We start from the raw sequence: 17,853 nt of genomic DNA, 5'->3' as shown, positions 1-17,853 counted from the left end.
CAGCAAACAAAATGGAAAACAAGCAACAAGAACATGTGCATTTACTAATCATCGGTTCCGGCCCCGCCGGTTATACCGCTGCTATTTATGCCGCAAGAGCCAACCTCAAACCAGTACTATATCAGGGTATTCAGCCCGGCGGACAATTAACCATCACTACCGAAGTGGAAAACTATCCCGGTTATCCGGAAGGTATCCAAGGTCCTGAAATGATGGTGGACTTTGAAAAACAGGCTGCCCGTATGGGAGCAGATATCCGTTATGGTCTGGCAACTTCAGTGGATTTCAGCAAACAACCTTATAAAGTAATTATTGACGAAGAAAAGGAAATCACTGCGGATGCAATCATTATCGCTACCGGTGCTTCTGCCAAATGGCTGGGGCTTCCTTCCGAGCAGCGTTTGAATGGTAGCGGCGTTTCTGCCTGCGCCGTTTGCGACGGATTTTTCTTCCGTGGTAAAGAAGTAGCGATCGTAGGCGCCGGTGATACCGCTGCTGAAGAAGCACTTTATCTCTCTAAAATGTGCAGCACCGTGCATATGCTGGTACGCCGCGATGAAATGCGCGCGTCTAAAGTAATGCAGGACCGTGTACTGAAAACTTCCAATATCATTGTATACTGGAATTCAGAAACAGATGAAGTACTGGGCGATAAGAAAGTAGAAGCCCTGCGTATCCTGAACAATAAAACAGGCGAGAAGAAAGAAGTACCGGTAAGCGCGTTTTTCGTAGCTATCGGTCACCAGCCTAACTCCGGTATCTTTAAAGAATACCTGACCCTGGACGATCAGGATTATATCGTAACTGAACCCGGCTCCAGCCGTACCAGTGTAGAAGGTGTATTTGCCTGCGGCGATGTACAGGATAAAATTTACCGTCAGGCAGTAACTGCTGCCGGTAGCGGATGTATGGCTGCCCTGGATGCAGAAAGATACTTATCAGCAAAAGAACACCACCAATAATAACACGGAGCAACACATGGATTTGCAGGAAATGATTCCTGCAGATCCATGATCCGTTATCCGCAATTTTCCTTTATGCTCACGATCGCCCTTGAAGAGGCTACCTTCTACGCTTACCATGGTCTTTACCCGGAAGAAACCATTATCGGCAATCATTTCGTGCTGGATGTGGCAGTTCGTATACCCGGTACCGTACCCGTAGATGATTTGTCTGAAACCGTTAACTACCAGGGCATCTATGAAATAGCCAAAGCTATTATGGAAGTACCCCGTCCTTTACTGGAAGAGGTAGTGTATGAATTAACCGATGCGCTCAAGCAACGTTATCCCGCTATACAACACAGTATGGTGAGTCTCCGTAAAATGAATCCCCCCATGGGAGCCACTATCCGCAACTCGCTCGTTTCCCTGGAAAAAAATTATTAGTACGCTGCTTAGCCGGGAAAGGTATTTTTTGGGATATGTATGATGTTTCCGTAAATTTATAGCTATAAGTTAATCAACAAATTCTCACGCTAAAACCTGTCCTATGTTGAAACGGATCATGGCAGTTTGCTTTTTGTTATCGACGGTCTTGTTTGCCCGGGCCCAGAGTGTCACAGATATGATGGAAGAAGCCAGGCAGCTGGAAAAACAGATGAAGGAAAGCGAAGCATTTGAAAAAGATAAGGAAATCCTGAAAATACAACCCGCTGAACTGGATGCACTGAACCAGGCGAGCCAGTTATGTTCCCGCATTGGTAACCGGCAGAAAAGTAAAGACGACAAGATCAGTTATTTCAATCTTGCTAAAAGCTATGCCCAACAGGCATTGAAAGTAAATCCCAACAGTCCGGAGTCGAATTTATCCATGGCCATAGCGATGGGACGCATGGCATTGATTTCCGGTGCAAAAGATAAAGTAGCTGCTTCTAAAGATGTGAAGAAATATGCCGAGCTGGCAATTAAATTCAATCCTTCTATGGCGCAGGCCTTTCATGTGTTAGGTAAGTGGAATTTTGAAGTGGCCAACCTGAATGCTTTTGAAAGAGGCGCGGCCAAAATGCTGTTTGGCGGATTGCCGGACGGTTCCCTGCAGAATGCCATCGCCAATTACGAAAAATGCCGGCAGCTGGATCCTGGTTTTATCCTCAACTACTATGAGCTGGCCCGTGCCTATAAAGCCGATGACCAGCAGGAGAAAGCGATTGATGTGCTGAAGAAGGCGCTGACTTTGCGTAATATTACCCAGGATGATGCCAGCATCAAAGCAGATTGCAAGAAGATGCTGGATGACCTGCAATAATGTGTAAGATATTAACGGACGATAAACTGTTCGGGGAGATGAAAGTGCATGGCGGCTTTTATCTCCCCGGATCTTTTTAAAACCCCATCAGATTTCCTTCCCTTTCCACCTGCCGCTGCGCAGGTACCAGTAACTCATTCCGAAGATGACCGTCCAGTAGATAAAATCGGCGCCCCATGCCCATTGCAGCTCGCTGCGCATCCTTTCAATCACGATATCACAATAGAGCAGATAACCGATAACGGCCACTATTTCTGTAATCAGGTTGATGCGGGTATTACCGGTGCCTACCACCCCGCTCATCACCACCGCTGCTACTGCCATGAGAATAGTGCTCAGGGTAATGATGCGGATAGAAGGGATGGCAGCGGTAATCAGGTCGGCATTGTTGGTATAGATATGCAGGAGAGTATAAGGAAACAGGTTGACAAGCACGCAAACGGTAGTAGCGCATCCTACACTGATCCAAACAATTCTCCGGATAATGGGAAATACAAGTTCGGGTCGTCCCTGGCCGATAATGTTGCTGACCATCGTATTACAGGCGGCTGCCAATGCCCAGGTGAAGATGCCGAAGAAACCGAAGATGCTGCGGATCATATTGGATACGGCAAGCGGTCTTTCTCCCAGGTGCTCAATAAAGATAAAGAACACAAACCAGCCGCCTATGCTGAAAAGGAACTGTACGATCAGAGGGGCAGATACATTCAGGATATTGCGGATAATGCTCCAGTTGATCTTCAGATAGTTGAACAGGCTATATCTAATATGGTATTTTTTAATGAAAAGGATGCTGAGCGCTACGCCGCAACCGGTTACTTCCGCGATCACCGAAGCGGTAGCTGCACCATTGAGGCCCATATACGGGAAGCCCAGCATACCGAAAATGAGGGTGTAATCGAAGAATATGTTCATCATTTCCTGGAAGAGGGAGGTGATGACCAGCACTTTAGAATGACCGCTACCTATGTAAAACGCGTTGGCCATATTCAGCAGCATGAGAAAAGGCAGTCCCCAGATACGGATACGTATAAACGAAACGGCTGCAGAAATAATATGCTGATCGTGCAGGGCTTTGGAAAAGAACCAGGGCGCTGCCAGCAAAGTCAGTAAAATAGCCAGTCCGGAAAAAAGGAGGCCAAGTTGAATACCATTGGAGAAAAGCTGTCCGATGCCGGAGAACTGCTGCTGCCCGGCCCTCCGGGCAATCAATACCTGCATGCCATTATTCAGGCCGTAGGCAATCATATACATCACCAGATAAAAAATACCGGCTATACCATTGGCGGCCAGTTCAAATTCTCCCAACCGGCCAACGAAGGCCGTGTTGGTAATATGGTTTATCTGCGGAATGATGAGCGCAAGACAGATAGGTCCTGCTATTTTAATAATCTGCCGGTTACTTACTTCCAGTTGCATGAATCTTCTGCTGATTGTGGGTGTAAAAACAAAGATAGGGCTATATGTTGATCATCTCTGCGTGATAAAACAACAAAACGCCCTCACCAATTAACTAAAAAGATTATTATTGTAATTCATTTGAAAGGTTAAATATGCCCGTGGCTTATAACATCCATCCTGCATTTACGGTAGACGATGAAACCCTGTTGGAAACAGATCTTACTGCCTGCAATTTACTGGTACTGGTAGGAAGCGGCACATTCAGCTATGCTGTGTTTGATCCGGCGGCTAAGAAATTCCTGGCGTTGAAGTCGTATCAGTTTACGCCCCGTAAGCTGGCCCTGGCCGATCTGGAAATGATAGAACAGGTATTTGATACAGACAAGCTGTTATTTACCGCTTTTAAATCTATACTGCTGGCTTTCAATACCGGTGGTGGTGTATTGGTGCCGCATATGTACTATATGCCCTCCATGAAAAAGGAATTTCTGCACCTGGCCAAACCGGAGAAAATGCAGGAAGCCATCCTGTCGGATTTGCTGCCGGCATTGCCAATGGTGAATATTTACAGCGTAGATAAGGATCTGCTGGGATTCCTGCGCAAGGAGTTTTCGACTGATCTGGTGATACATGCCAATTCTGCCTTGCTGCAATCTTACCCGATGGACCTGGATTTTTACGCAAAAGACGGAGTAGCATTTGTAGAAGTAGATCAGCATGCCTTTACCATGACCGTTTATGCGGGAGGGAAACTGTTGATCCAGCAGGAATCGGAATACCAGACAGGGTTGGATGTGGTATATGCCCTGGTGAATATATTACGCCAGCTGGAGCTGAACGAGCAGCTGGTGAAGGTGAAATTGGGTGGTGCGGTAGCTACAGATGCCGGTGTTTACCAGGAGATGTACAAATTTATACCACACCTGGAATGGATACAACGAATACCGGGTTTCCACTACATTACTAAAATGCAGGAAATACCGGGCTATTATTTTCATAATTTATATGCGTTAGCGCTATGCGTATAATCGGAGGAGCGAGTGGGGGAAGGAAAATACAACCACCGGCAAAAATGCCGCATACACGGCCTACTACAGATATTGCAAAAGGAGGGTTGTTTAATATCATAGAAAATAACCTGGACATTCCATCTTTAAAAACACTGGATATTTTTGGCGGCACCGGCAGCATCAGCTATGAGCTGGCTTCCCGTGGCGCTACCGACATGACCGTGGTAGAAAAAGACCCTGCTATGGCGGCTTTTATCAGCAAAACGGCATTGTCTTTAGGAATTACCGGCCTGAAAACGGTAAAAATGGACGCTTTTAAGTACCTGCAGCAATGCACCGAAAAGTTCGACCTGATCTTTGCAGATCCGCCCTATATGATGGAAACGCTGGATCAGCTGCCATTACTGGTATTTGAGAAGGAGTTATTGAACCCGGAAGGCTGGCTGGTGGTAGAGCATACACAGCATAAGAAATTCCAGGACTATTCTTATTACAGATCAGAAAGAAACTATGGCGCTACCGTCTTCTCTATATTTATTAACCGGGAAGAATTAAAGCGCTGACCGTTCACTATCAATAATAACATCTTCATGAGAACATGTTTATTCCCGGGTACATTCGATCCAATCACACTGGGACATACGGATGTGATAGACCGTGGGCTTGATTTGTTTGACCGCATGGTGATTGCCATCGGGGTAAACAGCAGCAAAACGCCTATGTTTGCACTGGAAGAGCGGATGGCCTGGATCCGTGAAATATATAAGGCAGACGCCCGGGTAGAAGTAGCTTCTTACTCCGGTCTGACTATTGATTTCTGCAAAAAGCTGGATGCCCGTTTTATTCTGCGTGGCATCCGTTCCGGCGGTGATCTGGAATATGAGCGCGCTATTGCAGATGCCAATCGCACCGTGGCCCCCGGAATTGAAACTATTTTCCTGACACCTGTTCCGCAGTATTCCAGTATCGCTTCCACACTTGTGAGGGACCTCTATAAATACGGCGGAGATGTCTCAGCTTTCCTGCCGGCGGCAGTACTGGAAGGCATTCAACGCCTGAAGCAATAATTTAATAAAGCAGATGATATGAAAACGATCTGGCACAATACAAAGATTTCACTGGACCAGTTGAACGAGATGGGAGGCACTACCATGGCTACCTGTCTGGGAATGGAGTTTACAGAGATAGGTCCGGATTACCTGAAAATGATGATGCCGGTAGATCACAGAACGGTACAACCTTATGGTTTGCTGCATGGTGGCGCTTCGGCGGCGCTGGCAGAAACGGTGGGCAGTATGGCGTCTGGTTTGATCATTGATCCGGAGAAGCAGATCTGTGTAGGCATGGAAATCAATGCCAATCACCTGAGAGGGGTAAGAAGCGGGTATGTACATGCCTGCGCAAGGCCTTTGCATATTGGCAGCAATAGTCATGTATGGGATATCCGTATTACAGACGATCAGCATAAGCTGGTATGTGTAAGCCGGTTAACAGTAGCCATACTGGCCAAGCGATAGTATTTGTTCCGGGAGCGTTTGTTCCCGGAACAAAGCAATACTACATGGCTGCGGCCCTAAACACTTCCCTGATGTTTTCGTAAGAGAATTTCAGGTACTTCTCTACGTTTTCCGGCCTGATCCATTGCAGGTCCTGGATATCTTCTTCTATCTGTGGTACGGTTAATTCTGTGCCGGTAAACAGCATCCGGTACCAATAGGTATGTTTCAGTACTTTTTTATTTTTCATGGGGTAGTAGTGGAACGTCTCGGTGATCTTATGTTCCAGGGAAACGTTGTGCAGGCCGGTTTCTTCCGCTACTTCGCGTAAAGCGCAGGTTTCGAGGTCTTCGCCCGGGTCCTGTTTACCTTTTGGAAGGTCCCATTTTCCGCGACGGAACATCATGAGTACTTCTCCGGCAGGGTTGGTAATAAGACCACCAGCCGCTACCAGGGTGGTGAAATGCAGGGATACTTTTTTGAAGAGCTGTTTTACATCGGGGGCAATGAATACTGCGGCTTCTTTTTTACCATCTTCCAGTTTCTGCAATACATTTTCCATTTTTTTGGTGTCCGGATTGTCGTATACTTTGGCAGCTGCCAGGCGAGCTGGAATGATAGTGGTATCAGTACTCAATAAGAGCGGACGTTCGTTGAGATAGATCGTAATTGGTGCTTGCATGCCGCAAATGTAATTACGAAATATGAATTAGAGATTACGAATTATGAATTTGGGTGGATCGTCTGTGATTCGGGAAACTCCCTATAAATTCGTGGGTGCTAATTCGTAAATTGAATAAAATGATAGTACTTTTGGCGATTGTATGAATAAAGTAAGCGAAAAACAAGTTGCAGAAAAGTTACTGCAGGTGCAGGCCGTGAAATTAAGCCCTGCACAGCCCTTTACATGGGCTTCCGGCTGGAAATCACCGATCTATTGCGATAACAGGAAGATCTTATCGTTTCCTTACGTGCGCGACTATATTAAATCTGAGTTGTGCAACCTGGTATTTGAAACCTTCCCGGATGCGGCAGTGATTGCAGGGGTAGCTACTGCGGGTATTCCGCATGGAGCGCTGGTAGCAGATCAGTTGAAGCTGCCATTTATTTATGTAAGATCCAAGCCGAAAGAGCATGGGATGGGTAACCAGATTGAAGGGGTATTACAGCCAGGGCAACCGGTGGTAGTGATTGAAGATCTTATTTCTACCGGTAAAAGCAGCCTGGAAGCAGTACAGGCCATCCGTGCAGCAGGTGGCGAAGTAATCGGTATGGTATCTATTTTCAACTATGGTTTTGATATTGCGGTAAAAGCGTTTGAAGCGGCGGGAGTTCCTTTCCATTCGCTGAGTAACTATTCTGCGATGATTGCCCTGGCGGAAGAGAAAGGCATCGTATCTGCAGATGAAATTGCTACTTTGCAGGCCTGGAGAAGTGCGCCGGATCAGTGGGGGAAATAGTCAAAAATTGCATATCACTTTTTTCGTATATTCGGGTATTAATATTACAACTATGCGTATCCTAAAATTAGTCGTGTTGTTCCTGTTTGCCGGTATTGGTGTAACGATGGCACAACAGAAACAGAAAGCGATCGAGACTGCAAAGATCAGTACTCCGACCGTGCAGTGTGAATCCTGCAAAAACAGGATTGAAAGGTATATGTCGCACGAAGAAGGCGTACAATCCGTGAAAGTAGATTTCAAGAAACATGTAACTACGGTAAAGTATTATACAGATCGTACCAACATTGAGAATATCAAAACCGGTATTGCCAATGCAGGATATGATGCAGACAATGTAACTGCTAACCCGGAGTCTTACCAGAAACTGCCTACCTGCTGCAAGAAGCCTGAAGATGGTGGTGGCATGGATCCGAAGAAGAAAAAGAACTAATTATATTATTCAGCCTTTGGTATGCCTGCGAAAAGCGGAGTACTAAAGGCTGAACTGTTTCCGGGCGTAAGTGAAGCACGGAACAGTTTTGGGAGATGTGTCACTTTACAGTGTATATTCAAATACGGTTTTATTGATGCACTATCCTATCGCTTATACTTCATTTTTAAACAGTTAACGTTATCCCAATTCTCTTTAATCCGCTGAAACATCATCTGGCGGCGCTTATCGAAACACTTTTCCAAACGGCTCCTTCCGAAATAAATGTGCGGCTGCTGGCGCTTGGCGGCTCGCAGATGGATATGTATGCCGGGCAGCTGGACGTAGCGGCTATTTTTGATGAAATAAGAACACAGCTGAAGACGGCTGGGGTGGGTACACGTGCGGCATATGAAGCTTACCTGTTGCAGGGTGGTGGTTATGCCACCATGGCGTTGTCTGATACATCCGTGTGGGTGCTGCGTTTGGCGGCGGATAAGCCGGATTATATTCACTTGCATCCCGGCCGGTATAGTCCGCATACGTTTCGGGTGAAGGCATCGGCGCTCAAAACAGCATTGGCCTACCTGGCAGCATCGCGGAATGGGGGGCTGAAAGGCCCTCTGCTGGAGGATCTGAATGCACTCAGAGCGGGTTTACGGCTGTCGCCTCTCCGGAGTGTATCGGAGAGCGGCCATATATTGGAAATAATGTCGTTGCTGGATTGTGGTCCTGTTGACTAGAAGAAATTAAGCGGCTGCCGGGTTTCGCATTTAATCGGAAAAGGGAGGAAAATGCCTGCTTTACCTACTTTACAGTTCCCGGTAGCTTTAATGGTGACTTCTTTATTAGCGAAAGCGGTGAACGCATTTTTCAGCACATTGGCCATATTTACTTCCAGTTTTACCGGGAAATAGAATGTATCTCTGGCGGGAATGGAAATAGTGGTGTCTTGTAAAGAGTGTCCTACCTGTGTATCATCAAAATATACGTCGAAGTTCGCGTCTTTCAGTTGAAGGCGGTAATTGTTTGGATTATAATAAGCCAGGGTCATTTTTACGATGCTTTTGGATATGCCCAGCTCTTCCATATCGATACCGGCCACTCTCACGAACTGAATGTCTTTATTCTTTTCGCATGAACTGGCTAATCCCCAGATAAGAAAAACGGCAGTTAAAATTCTAAGCACTTTCATCAGCTGACCAGGTAATTTAATTTATGTCAAACCTACTGCAAAGCTTTTAGTTTATCAAACATCGGTTTTGAATTGGGAAACTTTTAACGGAGAAACGGCAGGGAGTATTTTAAAAAAGGGGCGATGTTCAGTGTTGTTATATCTCTGTGTTTTAAATTTTTCCAGGCGATCTCTGGGGGAGAATCCAGTAAAGGAAGAGGCTGGTTTGACAGCGATGTTGAATTTTAAAAGCAAGTTCTGGCGGTGACAACTATAGTAAAATCGGAGTTTGGTTTTGGAGATTTTAAGCAGTCTCTGTCTATTATGTTGAATCAAAAGAAGAGTCCGCTTTTCGGAAAAAATATCAATTTTTTAAAGCAAGCTCCGGACATTTTTAAGGAAACAGAAGAGCTGGCTACAGTTATTTCTATGGCGACCTCTGGCACATCAATAATATAAAAGAAGAGCTTGTTTTATGGAGTTCTACCTAAATAAATATAAGCAGTCTCTGCTTTATTCGTGGTAAAGCAGGTGTTTAATGGGCACAATAACAGGGGAGGCCGCTAAAATAATTAGAACATAAAACACATATAAATAAAATGGTGCTTTATGAAAATACCTTATCTTCGTAATCCTTCCTGTGTTCGCTAAAATTGAACAAAGAATCCACTAATTTCTTTAGTATTTTTGCATTTCGGTAATAATTGGCTGAAAGAGACGGGTACTAATTTATTTAGCATATTTATATCTGTGCTATGAATTGTTTATCATTTACTTAAAGTTAATTGTTAAGTATTTATGTATAAGTGGTTGTCCCGTGGAACAAACGTCATTTCACAACGGGCGCTTAAAATTTGACATTATGACAGAGAATGCATCAGGAAGGATTTTATTGATTGAATCTCAATATTTTCCACCAATTGATTCATATAAAACTTTAATTAAGCACGATATATTACAGATAGAGAAATATGAACACTATCAGAAGGTCAGTTATCGAAACCGTTGTTATGTAGCGGGGCCAAATGGCCGGATGATTTTGAGTGTACCGTTGGCAAAAGGGAAAAACCAGCGGACCGTGATGAAGGATGTACGGATCAGTAATGAGGAGAAATGGCAGGGTTTGCATTGGAAAACGCTGGTGTCTGCTTATCGTCGTTCACCCTGGTTTGAATATTATGAAGCGGACCTGCAGGAATTATTTGAAACCCGTTTTGACTTTTTACTGGATTGGAACATGGCTTGTTTTGAATGGATGAATAGCAAGCTGGGCCTTATGATCCCAGTAACGTTTACAGAGAGCTATCAGAAGGAAGTAACGGGAGTAACGGATGCCCGGGAAACGATCCTGCCGGACGTGGTAAGAGAAGCGGAGCCATCCTATACCCAGGTATTCCAGGAGCGTACCGGTTTTATTCCCGGTCTCAGTGTACTAGACCTGCTTTTTTGTGAAGGGAAGCAGTCTTTGGAAATATTGCAGGAAGACTAAGCGAGATATCGGATAATATTATTTAACTTGTTGACTTGTAATTGTTTGTATATTTGCCCGGGTAATGGTGCTTTTTTAATCAATACCTCCCGAAAAAAATTGAGGTGGCAATCAACAAAATATTTAGATTTGCAACCTATTTTGCTGGGGTTCGAACTGACGTAGGTGTGTAAACCAGGAGTTTCCCAGTGAGGGAAAAATGGATTGTTATCCTGTTATTTTTTTCTATTACTAATTCCTAAAATTCATTTGCAGTACTAAATGAACAACACCTACACAGACCTGGTTAAACAGACTTTTGAATTTCCCCAGGAGGGCTTTGAAGTTAAAGACAACTACCTGGAATTTAATGGTTTGGATATTAAGGCATTGATCGACAAGTATGGTACACCTTTTAAACTGACTTTCCTGCCGAAAATCGGGATGCAGATTAACAAGGCGAAGAAAATGTTCCATGACGCCATTAAGAAGAACCGGTACGAAGGGGAGTATTTTTATTGCTATTGTACCAAGAGCTCGCATTTTTCCTTTATTATGGAGGAAACCTTGAAGCATGGGGTGCATATTGAAACTTCCTTTGCTTATGATATTGACATTGTCAATAAATTATATGAGCGTAAGAAGATAAATAAGGAAACCTATGTTATCTGCAATGGTTTTAAAACCAAGGCATATACCAGGGCTATTGCACGTCTGATAAACAGTGGGTTTAAAAATGTACTTCCTGTCCTGGATAATAAGGAAGAGCTGGAAGACTACAAGCGTAATATCAGGATCAAGGATAAGGTGAAACTGGGTATAAGGGTGGCAGCAGAAGAGGAGCCTAGCTTCGATTTCTATACTTCCCGCCTGGGTATTCCTCCCCGCGATATCCTGGAGTATTATGTTGATAAAATTAAAGGTAATGAGAAGTTTGAGCTGAAAATGCTGCACTTCTTTATGAATAAAGGGATTAAAGACGACATTTACTACTGGAGCCAGTTTAACCGTGTAATGAATCTTTACTGCCAGCTGAAGAAGATCTGTCCTGAATTGGATAGCATCAACATTGGCGGTGGCTTCCCGATCAAACACTCCCTTGGCTTCGACTATGATTACAACTATATCGTAAACGAGATTGTGGCCAATATCAAGAGTATGTGTAAGAAGAATAAGGTACCCGTACCTAATATCTACACAGAGTTTGGTTCCTTTACCGTTGGAGAAAGCGGAGCGGTGATCTATAGTGTGGTGGGTGAAAAAATGCAGAACGACAGGGAGTCCTGGTATATGATTGATAGCTCTTTCATTACTACTTTACCAGACACCTGGGGTATTGGGGAGAAGTTCCTGATGTTGCCTATTAACAAGTGGGACCAGGAATACCAGGAAGTGCATCTCGGTGGACTTACCTGTGATGGATACGATTTTTACACATCAGAAGAACATATTAATGCTGTATTCCTGCCTAAGCAACAGGCATCCGGTGAGCCGCTGTATATTGGATTTTTCCATACCGGCGCTTACCAGGATCAGCTGAGTGGATACGGTGGCATCAAGCATTGTCTTATTCCTTCACCGAAACATGTGATTGTAGGATACGACAAAAACGGGCAGTTGAAAGATTGGCTGTATGCCAAGGAGCAGACTGCGCAGAGCATGTTGAAAATTTTGGGTTATTAAAAAAATGGGTTAGTAATCCTACTGAAAGCCCCCCGATTATTCGGGGGGCTTATTTTTTTTCATTTTTTTTCTCTCAGTGATAAAAAAAAGGCTTTCAAGTTACTGAAAGCCCTATCATGGCATAGGTTAGATGATATTCATCCGGCATAAGGAAAATAGGAGATGAATATTGACTGCACAAAGATAAAGTTATCGTCAGCCATCCATAAGGCATAAAAGTTGTAATTTTTTCTAATCCTGTTTTAATCATTTGGAAGGGAGAAGCATTAATTTATCATCATGATGTCCGGAAATAACACAAATGGTAATATTTACTTATCGATATAATACGAATAGTATTAATATAGGCCTATTCTTTTATAACACAGATGTGTAAGCCTATTTTGTCTGTGAATCATTGAGATAGTCGATAGCGGATCCGCAGTGTTTTTCGATTTCGCTGAAGCAGCTGTCCAGCAATTCTATTTCCCCTTTACTAATGGCTGTTTTCCCCGAAGAGGAAAAGCCTTTTACCAGCAGGAACTGTTTGGTGAGGTGTTGATTGATCAGGGACAGGTGCTCTTTTTGTTTTTCTGCCGTTCTTTTTTGTTCCATGGAAATAATGTTCCGATAGTACTGTCCCAGTGCGCGGATAAGGAAAAGCAGGTACATGCCCACCACGAGTGGATTGGCGAGGTATTGAAAAACGGGGGAATAGCCTGGGGTAATAAACACCGGCACACTATCCACTTTGATCCATGCCACTGCAATCAGGTAGCTACAGAGGGTAAGGCTCCAGATCAGTGCGGCCGTAAGATTCACGGTGATGTAGCAGATCAGGATGCTCATCACCCATATCAGTGTGTATTTGGGACTCAGGTCCTGGTTGTTGAAGAAAGAAGAAAGTATCGGAATGATCAGGGTGGTGAGGGTAGTGAGCAGCCCTGTTATCTTTGCGGAGATACCTGCTCTCAGCAGTAACAGGCAGGTTATCAGTAACACGATCATGAGTGGGATCAGGATCATGTTGGCCACATTCAGGCTGAGCATATTGATAAAAAGCAGGCTTACCAGCAATACGATATAGAAGAAGGCATAATCAAAGATCAGTTTGATTTTTGCCTGTTCGTAAGTGTTTTCGGTATGGAGGAGTACCTTACCAATCACTACTTTTTCAGTGTTCAGATAAATGTTTTTAAGGAATAACCAGCCTTGCCGGAAGAGCTTTGCCATGAGTGCGTGCTTAGAGAAGCAAATTATTGCATAATAAACAATGGTAAATTCAACGTTTGTGTGAATTCCTGATATAAAAAAAGGGACGCCTTTGCAGGCATCCCTTACTTAAACCCTCATGTTACTACAGCAGGCTTCCTTTTAACGGGAAGCCATACTTCCCTTATTCCACTACTATTTCTTTAGGGGCATCCTGTTTGTTTTCCTTTTTACCAAGGGTTACTTTCAGGATTCCGTTGTCATATTTCGCATTAATCTTACCTGCATCTACCTGTTCGCTGATAGTGAAGGAACGTTTAAAAGATTTGAAGTTGAATTCCCGGCGTACCTGTTTGTCGCCTTCATTCTTTGTTTCAGTTTTCTTTTCCGCGCTGATGGTAATAGCTTTCTCATCTGCACTGATTTTGAAGTCTTCTTTAGAGAAGCCGGGTGCTACTACATCCAGCAGGAAGGCTTCCGGTGTTTCTACGATATTTACCGGAGGATGGGTGGTAAAATAATCGTTGGTCAGAAAATCATCTTTCACGTATTTATTTAATCCTCCATTGAGAATGTCTTCTACTAATCCGCCAAATGATTTGGGAAGTGGGCTGTGGTTAAATTTGATGTGTGTCATAGTCTCTATAAATTTTTTTAGTGTGAAATCAATTTTATTGTTGATACCAGGTACAGATCAAATGGGATACCATGCCGTAAAAACTGCTATTTTGTTAGTAAAAAGGTTACAGATTGCGACATTGTGTCACTATGATTGTATAATTTGTGTCAAAAAGTCTAATTGCGCATCCATTTTTTTACTTTCTGGGTACATATAATTAACTTTGTAAAAAATACAAACAGAAAAAACTCAAATTATATGTATCCAGCGGAACTAGTAATGCCTATGAAGGCGGAATTGACAGATAATGGCTTTGAAGAATTGCTGACATCAGAAAGCGTTGATAATACTTTACAGAAAGAAGGAACTACCCTGGTAGTGATCAATTCTGTATGTGGTTGCTCTGCAGGTACTGCCCGTCCGGGTGTATTGCTGGCAGTAGCGCACAGCGAAAAGAAACCAGACAGGCTGACGACCAGCTTTGCAGGTTTTGATGGTGATGCAGTAAGACAGATCCGTACTCATCTGATGCCTTATCCACCTTCTTCTCCGGCTATCGCATTATTTAAAAATGGTGAATTGGTGCATTTTATCGAGCGCCACATGATCGAAGGCCGTTCTGCACAGATGATTGCAGCAAACCTGGCGGACGCTTTTGAACAATATTGCTAAAAATTCATATTTCTAAATTCCAAATTTAGAAATTCGAAATTGCATCGTACTTTGGTGGTTTGATTTTCCTTTTGATTAAATTCGGCTTTGTTCATAGGAAGATTCAGATCACCAATTTTTTTTTCGGCTATGTATCCTAATTTATATTACGCGTTCAGAGATCTGCTTGGCATAGAGATTCCGTTTTTGAAGATTTTCCAGACGTTTGGTTTTTTTGTCGCCATTGCATTTTTGGCTGGGGCCTATATTTTAACGCGTGAATTGAAGCGCTACGAGGCGCTTGGATTACTGAAAGGTATTCCGGAAAAGATTACTACCGGCTTACCTGCTTCTCAGGGAGAACTGATTGGTAATGCGGTAGTAGGATTTTTTATCGGGTATAAGATCCTCGGGATCTTTTTTCAGTGGGATACTGCTTCCCAGGATTTACAGGCCTTTGTTTTTTCCAGTCAGGGTAGTCTTTTTGCAGGCATTCTACTAGGAGCCGCCATGGCCGGATATAAGTACTACACTAAAAAGAAGGCTGCCTTGCCACAGCCGAAAGAGCAGGTGGTAATGGTGATGCCGCACCACCGGGTACCAGATATTATTGTGATGGCTGCTATTGCGGGTTTACTTGGTGCTAAAATATTTCACAATCTTGAAAACTGGAACGACTTTGTACACGACCCGATCGGGGCATTGTTATCTTTCAGCGGACTTACTTTTTACGGTGGTTTGATTGTAGCGGCCATCGTGATTATCAGCTATGCGCGCAAGAGACAATTCAATATCCGTGCATTGATCGATAGTGCGGCGCCCGCATTGATGCTGGCCTACGCTATAGGAAGAATGGGTTGTCATTTTTCCGGAGATGGCGACTGGGGTATTTACAACAGCGCCTACACCATTGATACCAATACCGGCCATACGGTGAAGATGGCGCCCGCCAATTTTACGGATGTGGTACAAAAGAATGCCGGTTTCTTTCAACAGCAATATGCCAGCGTAGAGCAGATTCCGCATGCTGCTTTTGAAAAGCCGGGAGCTTTGGGCTTTTTGCCCGACTGGCTTTTTGCATATGGTTATCCGCACAATGTTATTAAAGAAGGAGTACAGTTAGCCGGTTGTGATGGACAATACTGTAAGGTATTGCCAACAGCCGTATATCCTACACCGTTATATGAAATTATTGTTTGCCTGATTTTGTTTGGTATCCTTTGGGGGATCAGGAAAAAAGTAACCACGCCAGGTGTTATTTTTGGCATATACCTGATATTAAATGGCGTAGAAAGATTTTTTATAGAGAAGATAAGAGTCGATACCAGGTATGATATATTCGGCTTTCATCCCACACAGGCCGAAATCATTTCCACGCTTCTGGTTATCGGAGGTATTGTACTGATCAGCATCTACCGAAAAAATAATACCGCTGCCAATAAGCTTTCCTGATTTTAGTATATGCAACGTCACTCTTCCTTAGTGCCCTTGTCGCACGAGCACAGGCGCCTCCTATTTGTATGCCGCTACCTGAAACAAGATGCTTCGCCTTATGAAGGCTTTCCGCTGGAAACACAAGCCAGATTTGAGTATATCATTAAAGTATTTCAGGAAACCATGGTGCCGCATATTCAAAAGGAAGAGTATCTTTTTGAAAAATGCGCTGGTAAAAATCAGGTGATAGATGCCATGATCCGCGAGCTGCAGGAAGAACATCTGGTTATTTCCCGCATGTATAGTACACTAACAGACAGTACAGATCTGGACGCATCTATGCATATATTGGCTTGCAGCCTGGAAGCCCACATCCGTAAGGAAGAGCGGGAGTTTTTCGAATTACTGCAGCAGGAGTTGCCGGATGTGCTGGCCAACCTGAAACTGGAGTAGTTATAAATGTACTGAACGTGTTATTGTACGGAGCTGATTTTAATACTAATTTTTCAACAGAGTTATAGTAGCACTATGTGTTTGTAATATTGTTCCATTAATTATCTATACATCTCATCGCGGTTTCTCCTTGTTTGTTTAGCTGGTAAATAACCTGTGGCTATTTAATTAGAGTTATGCGTACGTTTTTTTACAGCTTATTGGCAATCGGTTGCCTGACATTCCACCTCAATGCGCTGGGTTTATCCCGGGAAGATAGTCTCAGTAAATACGAGAAACTGGACTCATCTGAGATACTTGCAGCATCCTTTAATTACAAAACGGGTGAACAGGAGTTGGGGCAAGGCGCCACTTTGCAGGTGCCGGCGGGTTATCGCCTGCTCGATGGAGCGCAGGGCAGGATACTTGTAGAGCACTTATGGGGCAACCCGGAGAATCCAAATATCGTGGGTGTGTTGTTGCCAGACAGAATGGGGCCTATGGAGAAAAATTTCCGTGGGGTGGTAATTTCCTTTGAACCGTCCGGTTATATGGCAGAGTCAGAAATCCAGCGGATTGATTATAAGAAGTTGTTGGTGGAGATGAAGGAGGATCTGAAAAGTGATAATCTTTTGCGTCGCCGGAAAGGCGCGGGTGTTATTACAGGAATGGATTGGGCCTTTACACCATATTATAATGCCGGTAATCATACTTTACACTGGGCGCGGATATTACATTTTGGTGGAGGTATACCAGCTTCCCTGAATTATGAAGTCCGCGTATTGGGCAGGAAAGGTGCGCTTTGTTTTACCGCCATTGGTAAATCCACTGAGTTGGCGTTAATAAAACAACAGATTGCTACAGTGGCAGCCGGCGCATATTTTACGGCAGGTAACCGGTATATTGATTTTAACCCACGCACTGATCAGGCTAGTCTCTGGACCCCCGTGCAGGAGTCCGTGCTTCTCCGGATATTGTCGTTTGATAATATATTATTGAGCATCCGGAGTATCTTATCCACCATGCTGGTGGCTTTGTGTATGGTATTATTTGTTTACTTTATGGATTATTACCATCATCATCGCCGCAGATCCGCCTTCCGCAAAATGATAAAAATAGACGAGCACCTGAACTAGGAGCCTTGTTTTTACCTTTTATCCACCTTTTTATTCGTC

21 protein-coding genes are annotated in these 17,853 nt (G+C 43.9%); 16 read left to right on the top strand and 5 right to left on the bottom strand.

Features of this window, described 5'->3' with window-relative positions; genetic code table 11:
* Window positions 1–11: 11 nt before the first annotated feature.
* The 3 genes from trxB (at window position 12) to BMW79_RS27575 (ending at window position 2,247) form a co-directional block, all read left to right on the top strand.
* On the top strand, window positions 12–962 hold the full coding sequence (gene trxB, locus BMW79_RS27585) for a thioredoxin-disulfide reductase (protein ID WP_089900854.1): 951 nt from the start codon (window positions 12–14) through the stop codon (window positions 960–962).
* 48 nt (window positions 963–1,010) lie between these two features.
* Window positions 1,011–1,388 carry a dihydroneopterin aldolase gene (folB, locus tag BMW79_RS27580; protein WP_089900851.1) on the top strand — a complete coding sequence of 126 codons (378 nt, stop codon included), beginning with the start codon at window positions 1,011–1,013 and terminating at the stop codon, window positions 1,386–1,388.
* 103 nt (window positions 1,389–1,491) lie between these two features.
* Window positions 1,492–2,247, top strand: a complete 756-nt coding sequence (locus BMW79_RS27575; protein ID WP_143059282.1) for a tetratricopeptide repeat protein — start codon at window positions 1,492–1,494, stop codon at window positions 2,245–2,247.
* A gap of 87 nt (window positions 2,248–2,334) precedes the next feature.
* Here BMW79_RS27575 and BMW79_RS27570 read toward each other — a convergent pair whose 3' ends face one another.
* Complete coding sequence (locus BMW79_RS27570; protein WP_089900845.1) at window positions 2,335–3,666, bottom strand: MATE family efflux transporter; 1,332 nt, start codon at window positions 3,664–3,666, stop codon at window positions 2,335–2,337.
* A gap of 140 nt (window positions 3,667–3,806) precedes the next feature.
* On the opposite strand from BMW79_RS27570, the gene BMW79_RS27565 reads away from it, so the two are divergent.
* The 4 genes from BMW79_RS27565 to BMW79_RS27550 are packed head-to-tail and all read left to right on the top strand — an operon-like array spanning window position 3,807 to window position 6,175.
* Entirely contained in the window at window positions 3,807–4,676 is an 870-nt protein-coding gene (locus BMW79_RS27565) for a DUF3822 family protein (RefSeq protein ID WP_177192357.1), read from the top strand.
* Window positions 4,667–5,221, top strand: coding sequence for an RsmD family RNA methyltransferase (locus tag BMW79_RS27560; RefSeq protein ID WP_089900840.1), 555 nt, complete (start codon window positions 4,667–4,669; stop codon window positions 5,219–5,221). Before BMW79_RS27565 ends, BMW79_RS27560 begins: the two co-directional genes overlap by 10 nt.
* Window positions 5,222–5,248: 27 nt before the next feature.
* Entirely contained in the window at window positions 5,249–5,725 is a 477-nt protein-coding gene (coaD, locus tag BMW79_RS27555) for a pantetheine-phosphate adenylyltransferase (RefSeq protein WP_089900837.1), read from the top strand.
* Between the two features lie 18 nt (window positions 5,726–5,743).
* Window positions 5,744–6,175 (top strand): hotdog fold thioesterase, encoded by a 432-nt coding sequence (locus BMW79_RS27550; RefSeq protein WP_089900834.1) that lies wholly within the window; start codon window positions 5,744–5,746, stop codon window positions 6,173–6,175.
* A 40-nt stretch (window positions 6,176–6,215) separates the two neighbouring features.
* Here BMW79_RS27550 and BMW79_RS27545 read toward each other — a convergent pair whose 3' ends face one another.
* Window positions 6,216–6,836, bottom strand: a complete 621-nt coding sequence (locus BMW79_RS27545) for an NUDIX hydrolase (RefSeq protein ID WP_089900831.1) — start codon at window positions 6,834–6,836, stop codon at window positions 6,216–6,218.
* 142 nt (window positions 6,837–6,978) lie between these two features.
* Here BMW79_RS27545 and pyrE point away from each other — a divergent pair, with 142 nt between their 5' ends.
* From pyrE to BMW79_RS27530, 3 genes are all read left to right on the top strand, one after another.
* On the top strand, window positions 6,979–7,614 hold the full coding sequence (pyrE, locus tag BMW79_RS27540; RefSeq protein WP_089900828.1) for an orotate phosphoribosyltransferase: 636 nt from the start codon (window positions 6,979–6,981) through the stop codon (window positions 7,612–7,614).
* A gap of 52 nt (window positions 7,615–7,666) precedes the next feature.
* Window positions 7,667–8,047 (top strand): heavy-metal-associated domain-containing protein, encoded by a 381-nt coding sequence (locus BMW79_RS27535; protein WP_089904337.1) that lies wholly within the window; start codon window positions 7,667–7,669, stop codon window positions 8,045–8,047.
* Window positions 8,048–8,313: 266 nt separating this feature from the next.
* Window positions 8,314–8,769: a hypothetical protein gene (locus tag BMW79_RS27530; RefSeq protein ID WP_089900825.1), complete on the top strand. Its 456-nt coding sequence runs from the start codon at window positions 8,314–8,316 to the stop codon at window positions 8,767–8,769.
* On the opposite strand, the gene BMW79_RS27525 is transcribed toward BMW79_RS27530, so the two are convergent.
* Complete coding sequence (locus tag BMW79_RS27525) at window positions 8,766–9,221, bottom strand: LEA type 2 family protein (RefSeq protein WP_089900822.1); 456 nt, start codon at window positions 9,219–9,221, stop codon at window positions 8,766–8,768. The genes BMW79_RS27530 and BMW79_RS27525 overlap by 4 nt on opposite strands.
* Before the next feature lie 841 nt (window positions 9,222–10,062).
* Between BMW79_RS27525 and BMW79_RS27515 the strand changes: the two genes are divergently transcribed.
* Together BMW79_RS27515 and BMW79_RS27510 are read left to right on the top strand one after the other, a co-directional pair.
* A complete protein-coding gene (locus tag BMW79_RS27515) occupies window positions 10,063–10,689 on the top strand; it encodes a WbqC family protein (RefSeq protein WP_089900817.1) in 627 nt (208 codons plus the stop codon).
* 261 nt (window positions 10,690–10,950) lie between these two features.
* A complete protein-coding gene (locus BMW79_RS27510) occupies window positions 10,951–12,351 on the top strand; it encodes a type III PLP-dependent enzyme domain-containing protein (RefSeq protein ID WP_089900814.1) in 1,401 nt (466 codons plus the stop codon).
* Window positions 12,352–12,729: 378 nt separating this feature from the next.
* On the opposite strand, the gene BMW79_RS27505 is transcribed toward BMW79_RS27510, so the two are convergent.
* Window positions 12,730–13,563: a hypothetical protein gene (locus BMW79_RS27505; protein WP_089900812.1), complete on the bottom strand. Its 834-nt coding sequence runs from the start codon at window positions 13,561–13,563 to the stop codon at window positions 12,730–12,732.
* Between the two features lie 163 nt (window positions 13,564–13,726).
* Window positions 13,727–14,179, bottom strand: coding sequence for an Hsp20/alpha crystallin family protein (locus BMW79_RS27500; protein ID WP_089900809.1), 453 nt, complete (start codon window positions 14,177–14,179; stop codon window positions 13,727–13,729).
* Between the two features lie 240 nt (window positions 14,180–14,419).
* On the opposite strand from BMW79_RS27500, the gene BMW79_RS27495 reads away from it, so the two are divergent.
* The 4 genes from BMW79_RS27495 (at window position 14,420) to BMW79_RS27480 (ending at window position 17,814) form a co-directional block, all read left to right on the top strand.
* On the top strand, window positions 14,420–14,833 hold the full coding sequence (locus BMW79_RS27495; RefSeq protein ID WP_089904333.1) for a BrxA/BrxB family bacilliredoxin: 414 nt from the start codon (window positions 14,420–14,422) through the stop codon (window positions 14,831–14,833).
* Between the two features lie 261 nt (window positions 14,834–15,094).
* Window positions 15,095–16,264 carry a prolipoprotein diacylglyceryl transferase family protein gene (locus BMW79_RS27490; RefSeq protein WP_245752701.1) on the top strand — a complete coding sequence of 390 codons (1,170 nt, stop codon included), beginning with the start codon at window positions 15,095–15,097 and terminating at the stop codon, window positions 16,262–16,264.
* Window positions 16,265–16,273: 9 nt separating this feature from the next.
* Window positions 16,274–16,699: a hemerythrin domain-containing protein gene (locus tag BMW79_RS27485; RefSeq protein WP_089900804.1), complete on the top strand. Its 426-nt coding sequence runs from the start codon at window positions 16,274–16,276 to the stop codon at window positions 16,697–16,699.
* 176 nt (window positions 16,700–16,875) lie between these two features.
* Window positions 16,876–17,814, top strand: coding sequence for a DUF2167 domain-containing protein (locus BMW79_RS27480; RefSeq protein ID WP_089900801.1), 939 nt, complete (start codon window positions 16,876–16,878; stop codon window positions 17,812–17,814).
* Window positions 17,815–17,853: the final 39 nt, after the last annotated feature.

Source organism: Chitinophaga arvensicola (assembly GCF_900110835.1).
Taxonomy (GTDB): Bacteria; Bacteroidota; Bacteroidia; order Chitinophagales; family Chitinophagaceae; genus Chitinophaga; species Chitinophaga arvensicola.
Note: the sequence above shows the minus strand (reverse complement) of the source record. Positions and strands in the feature narration are given on the sequence as shown.

Excerpts from the sequence above, each read along its gene's own strand:
- trxB (WP_089900854.1), top strand. The coding sequence starts at position 12 with ATGGAAAACAAGCAACAAGAACATGTGCATTTACTAATCATCGGTTCC.
- folB (WP_089900851.1), top strand. The coding sequence starts at position 1,011 with ATGATCCGTTATCCGCAATTTTCCTTTATGCTCACGATCGCCCTTGAA.
- BMW79_RS27575 (WP_143059282.1), top strand. The coding sequence starts at position 1,492 with ATGTTGAAACGGATCATGGCAGTTTGCTTTTTGTTATCGACGGTCTTG.
- BMW79_RS27570 (WP_089900845.1), bottom strand. The coding sequence starts at position 3,666 with ATGCAACTGGAAGTAAGTAACCGGCAGATTATTAAAATAGCAGGACCT.
- BMW79_RS27560 (WP_089900840.1), top strand. The coding sequence starts at position 4,667 with ATGCGTATAATCGGAGGAGCGAGTGGGGGAAGGAAAATACAACCACCG.
- coaD (WP_089900837.1), top strand. The coding sequence starts at position 5,249 with ATGAGAACATGTTTATTCCCGGGTACATTCGATCCAATCACACTGGGA.
- BMW79_RS27550 (WP_089900834.1), top strand. The coding sequence starts at position 5,744 with ATGAAAACGATCTGGCACAATACAAAGATTTCACTGGACCAGTTGAAC.
- BMW79_RS27545 (WP_089900831.1), bottom strand. The coding sequence starts at position 6,836 with ATGCAAGCACCAATTACGATCTATCTCAACGAACGTCCGCTCTTATTG.
- pyrE (WP_089900828.1), top strand. The coding sequence starts at position 6,979 with ATGAATAAAGTAAGCGAAAAACAAGTTGCAGAAAAGTTACTGCAGGTG.
- BMW79_RS27535 (WP_089904337.1), top strand. The coding sequence starts at position 7,667 with ATGCGTATCCTAAAATTAGTCGTGTTGTTCCTGTTTGCCGGTATTGGT.
- BMW79_RS27525 (WP_089900822.1), bottom strand. The coding sequence starts at position 9,221 with ATGAAAGTGCTTAGAATTTTAACTGCCGTTTTTCTTATCTGGGGATTA.
- BMW79_RS27515 (WP_089900817.1), top strand. The coding sequence starts at position 10,063 with ATGACAGAGAATGCATCAGGAAGGATTTTATTGATTGAATCTCAATAT.
- BMW79_RS27510 (WP_089900814.1), top strand. The coding sequence starts at position 10,951 with ATGAACAACACCTACACAGACCTGGTTAAACAGACTTTTGAATTTCCC.
- BMW79_RS27505 (WP_089900812.1), bottom strand. The coding sequence starts at position 13,563 with ATGGCAAAGCTCTTCCGGCAAGGCTGGTTATTCCTTAAAAACATTTAT.
- BMW79_RS27500 (WP_089900809.1), bottom strand. The coding sequence starts at position 14,179 with ATGACACACATCAAATTTAACCACAGCCCACTTCCCAAATCATTTGGC.
- BMW79_RS27495 (WP_089904333.1), top strand. The coding sequence starts at position 14,420 with ATGTATCCAGCGGAACTAGTAATGCCTATGAAGGCGGAATTGACAGAT.
- BMW79_RS27485 (WP_089900804.1), top strand. The coding sequence starts at position 16,274 with ATGCAACGTCACTCTTCCTTAGTGCCCTTGTCGCACGAGCACAGGCGC.
- BMW79_RS27480 (WP_089900801.1), top strand. The coding sequence starts at position 16,876 with ATGCGTACGTTTTTTTACAGCTTATTGGCAATCGGTTGCCTGACATTC.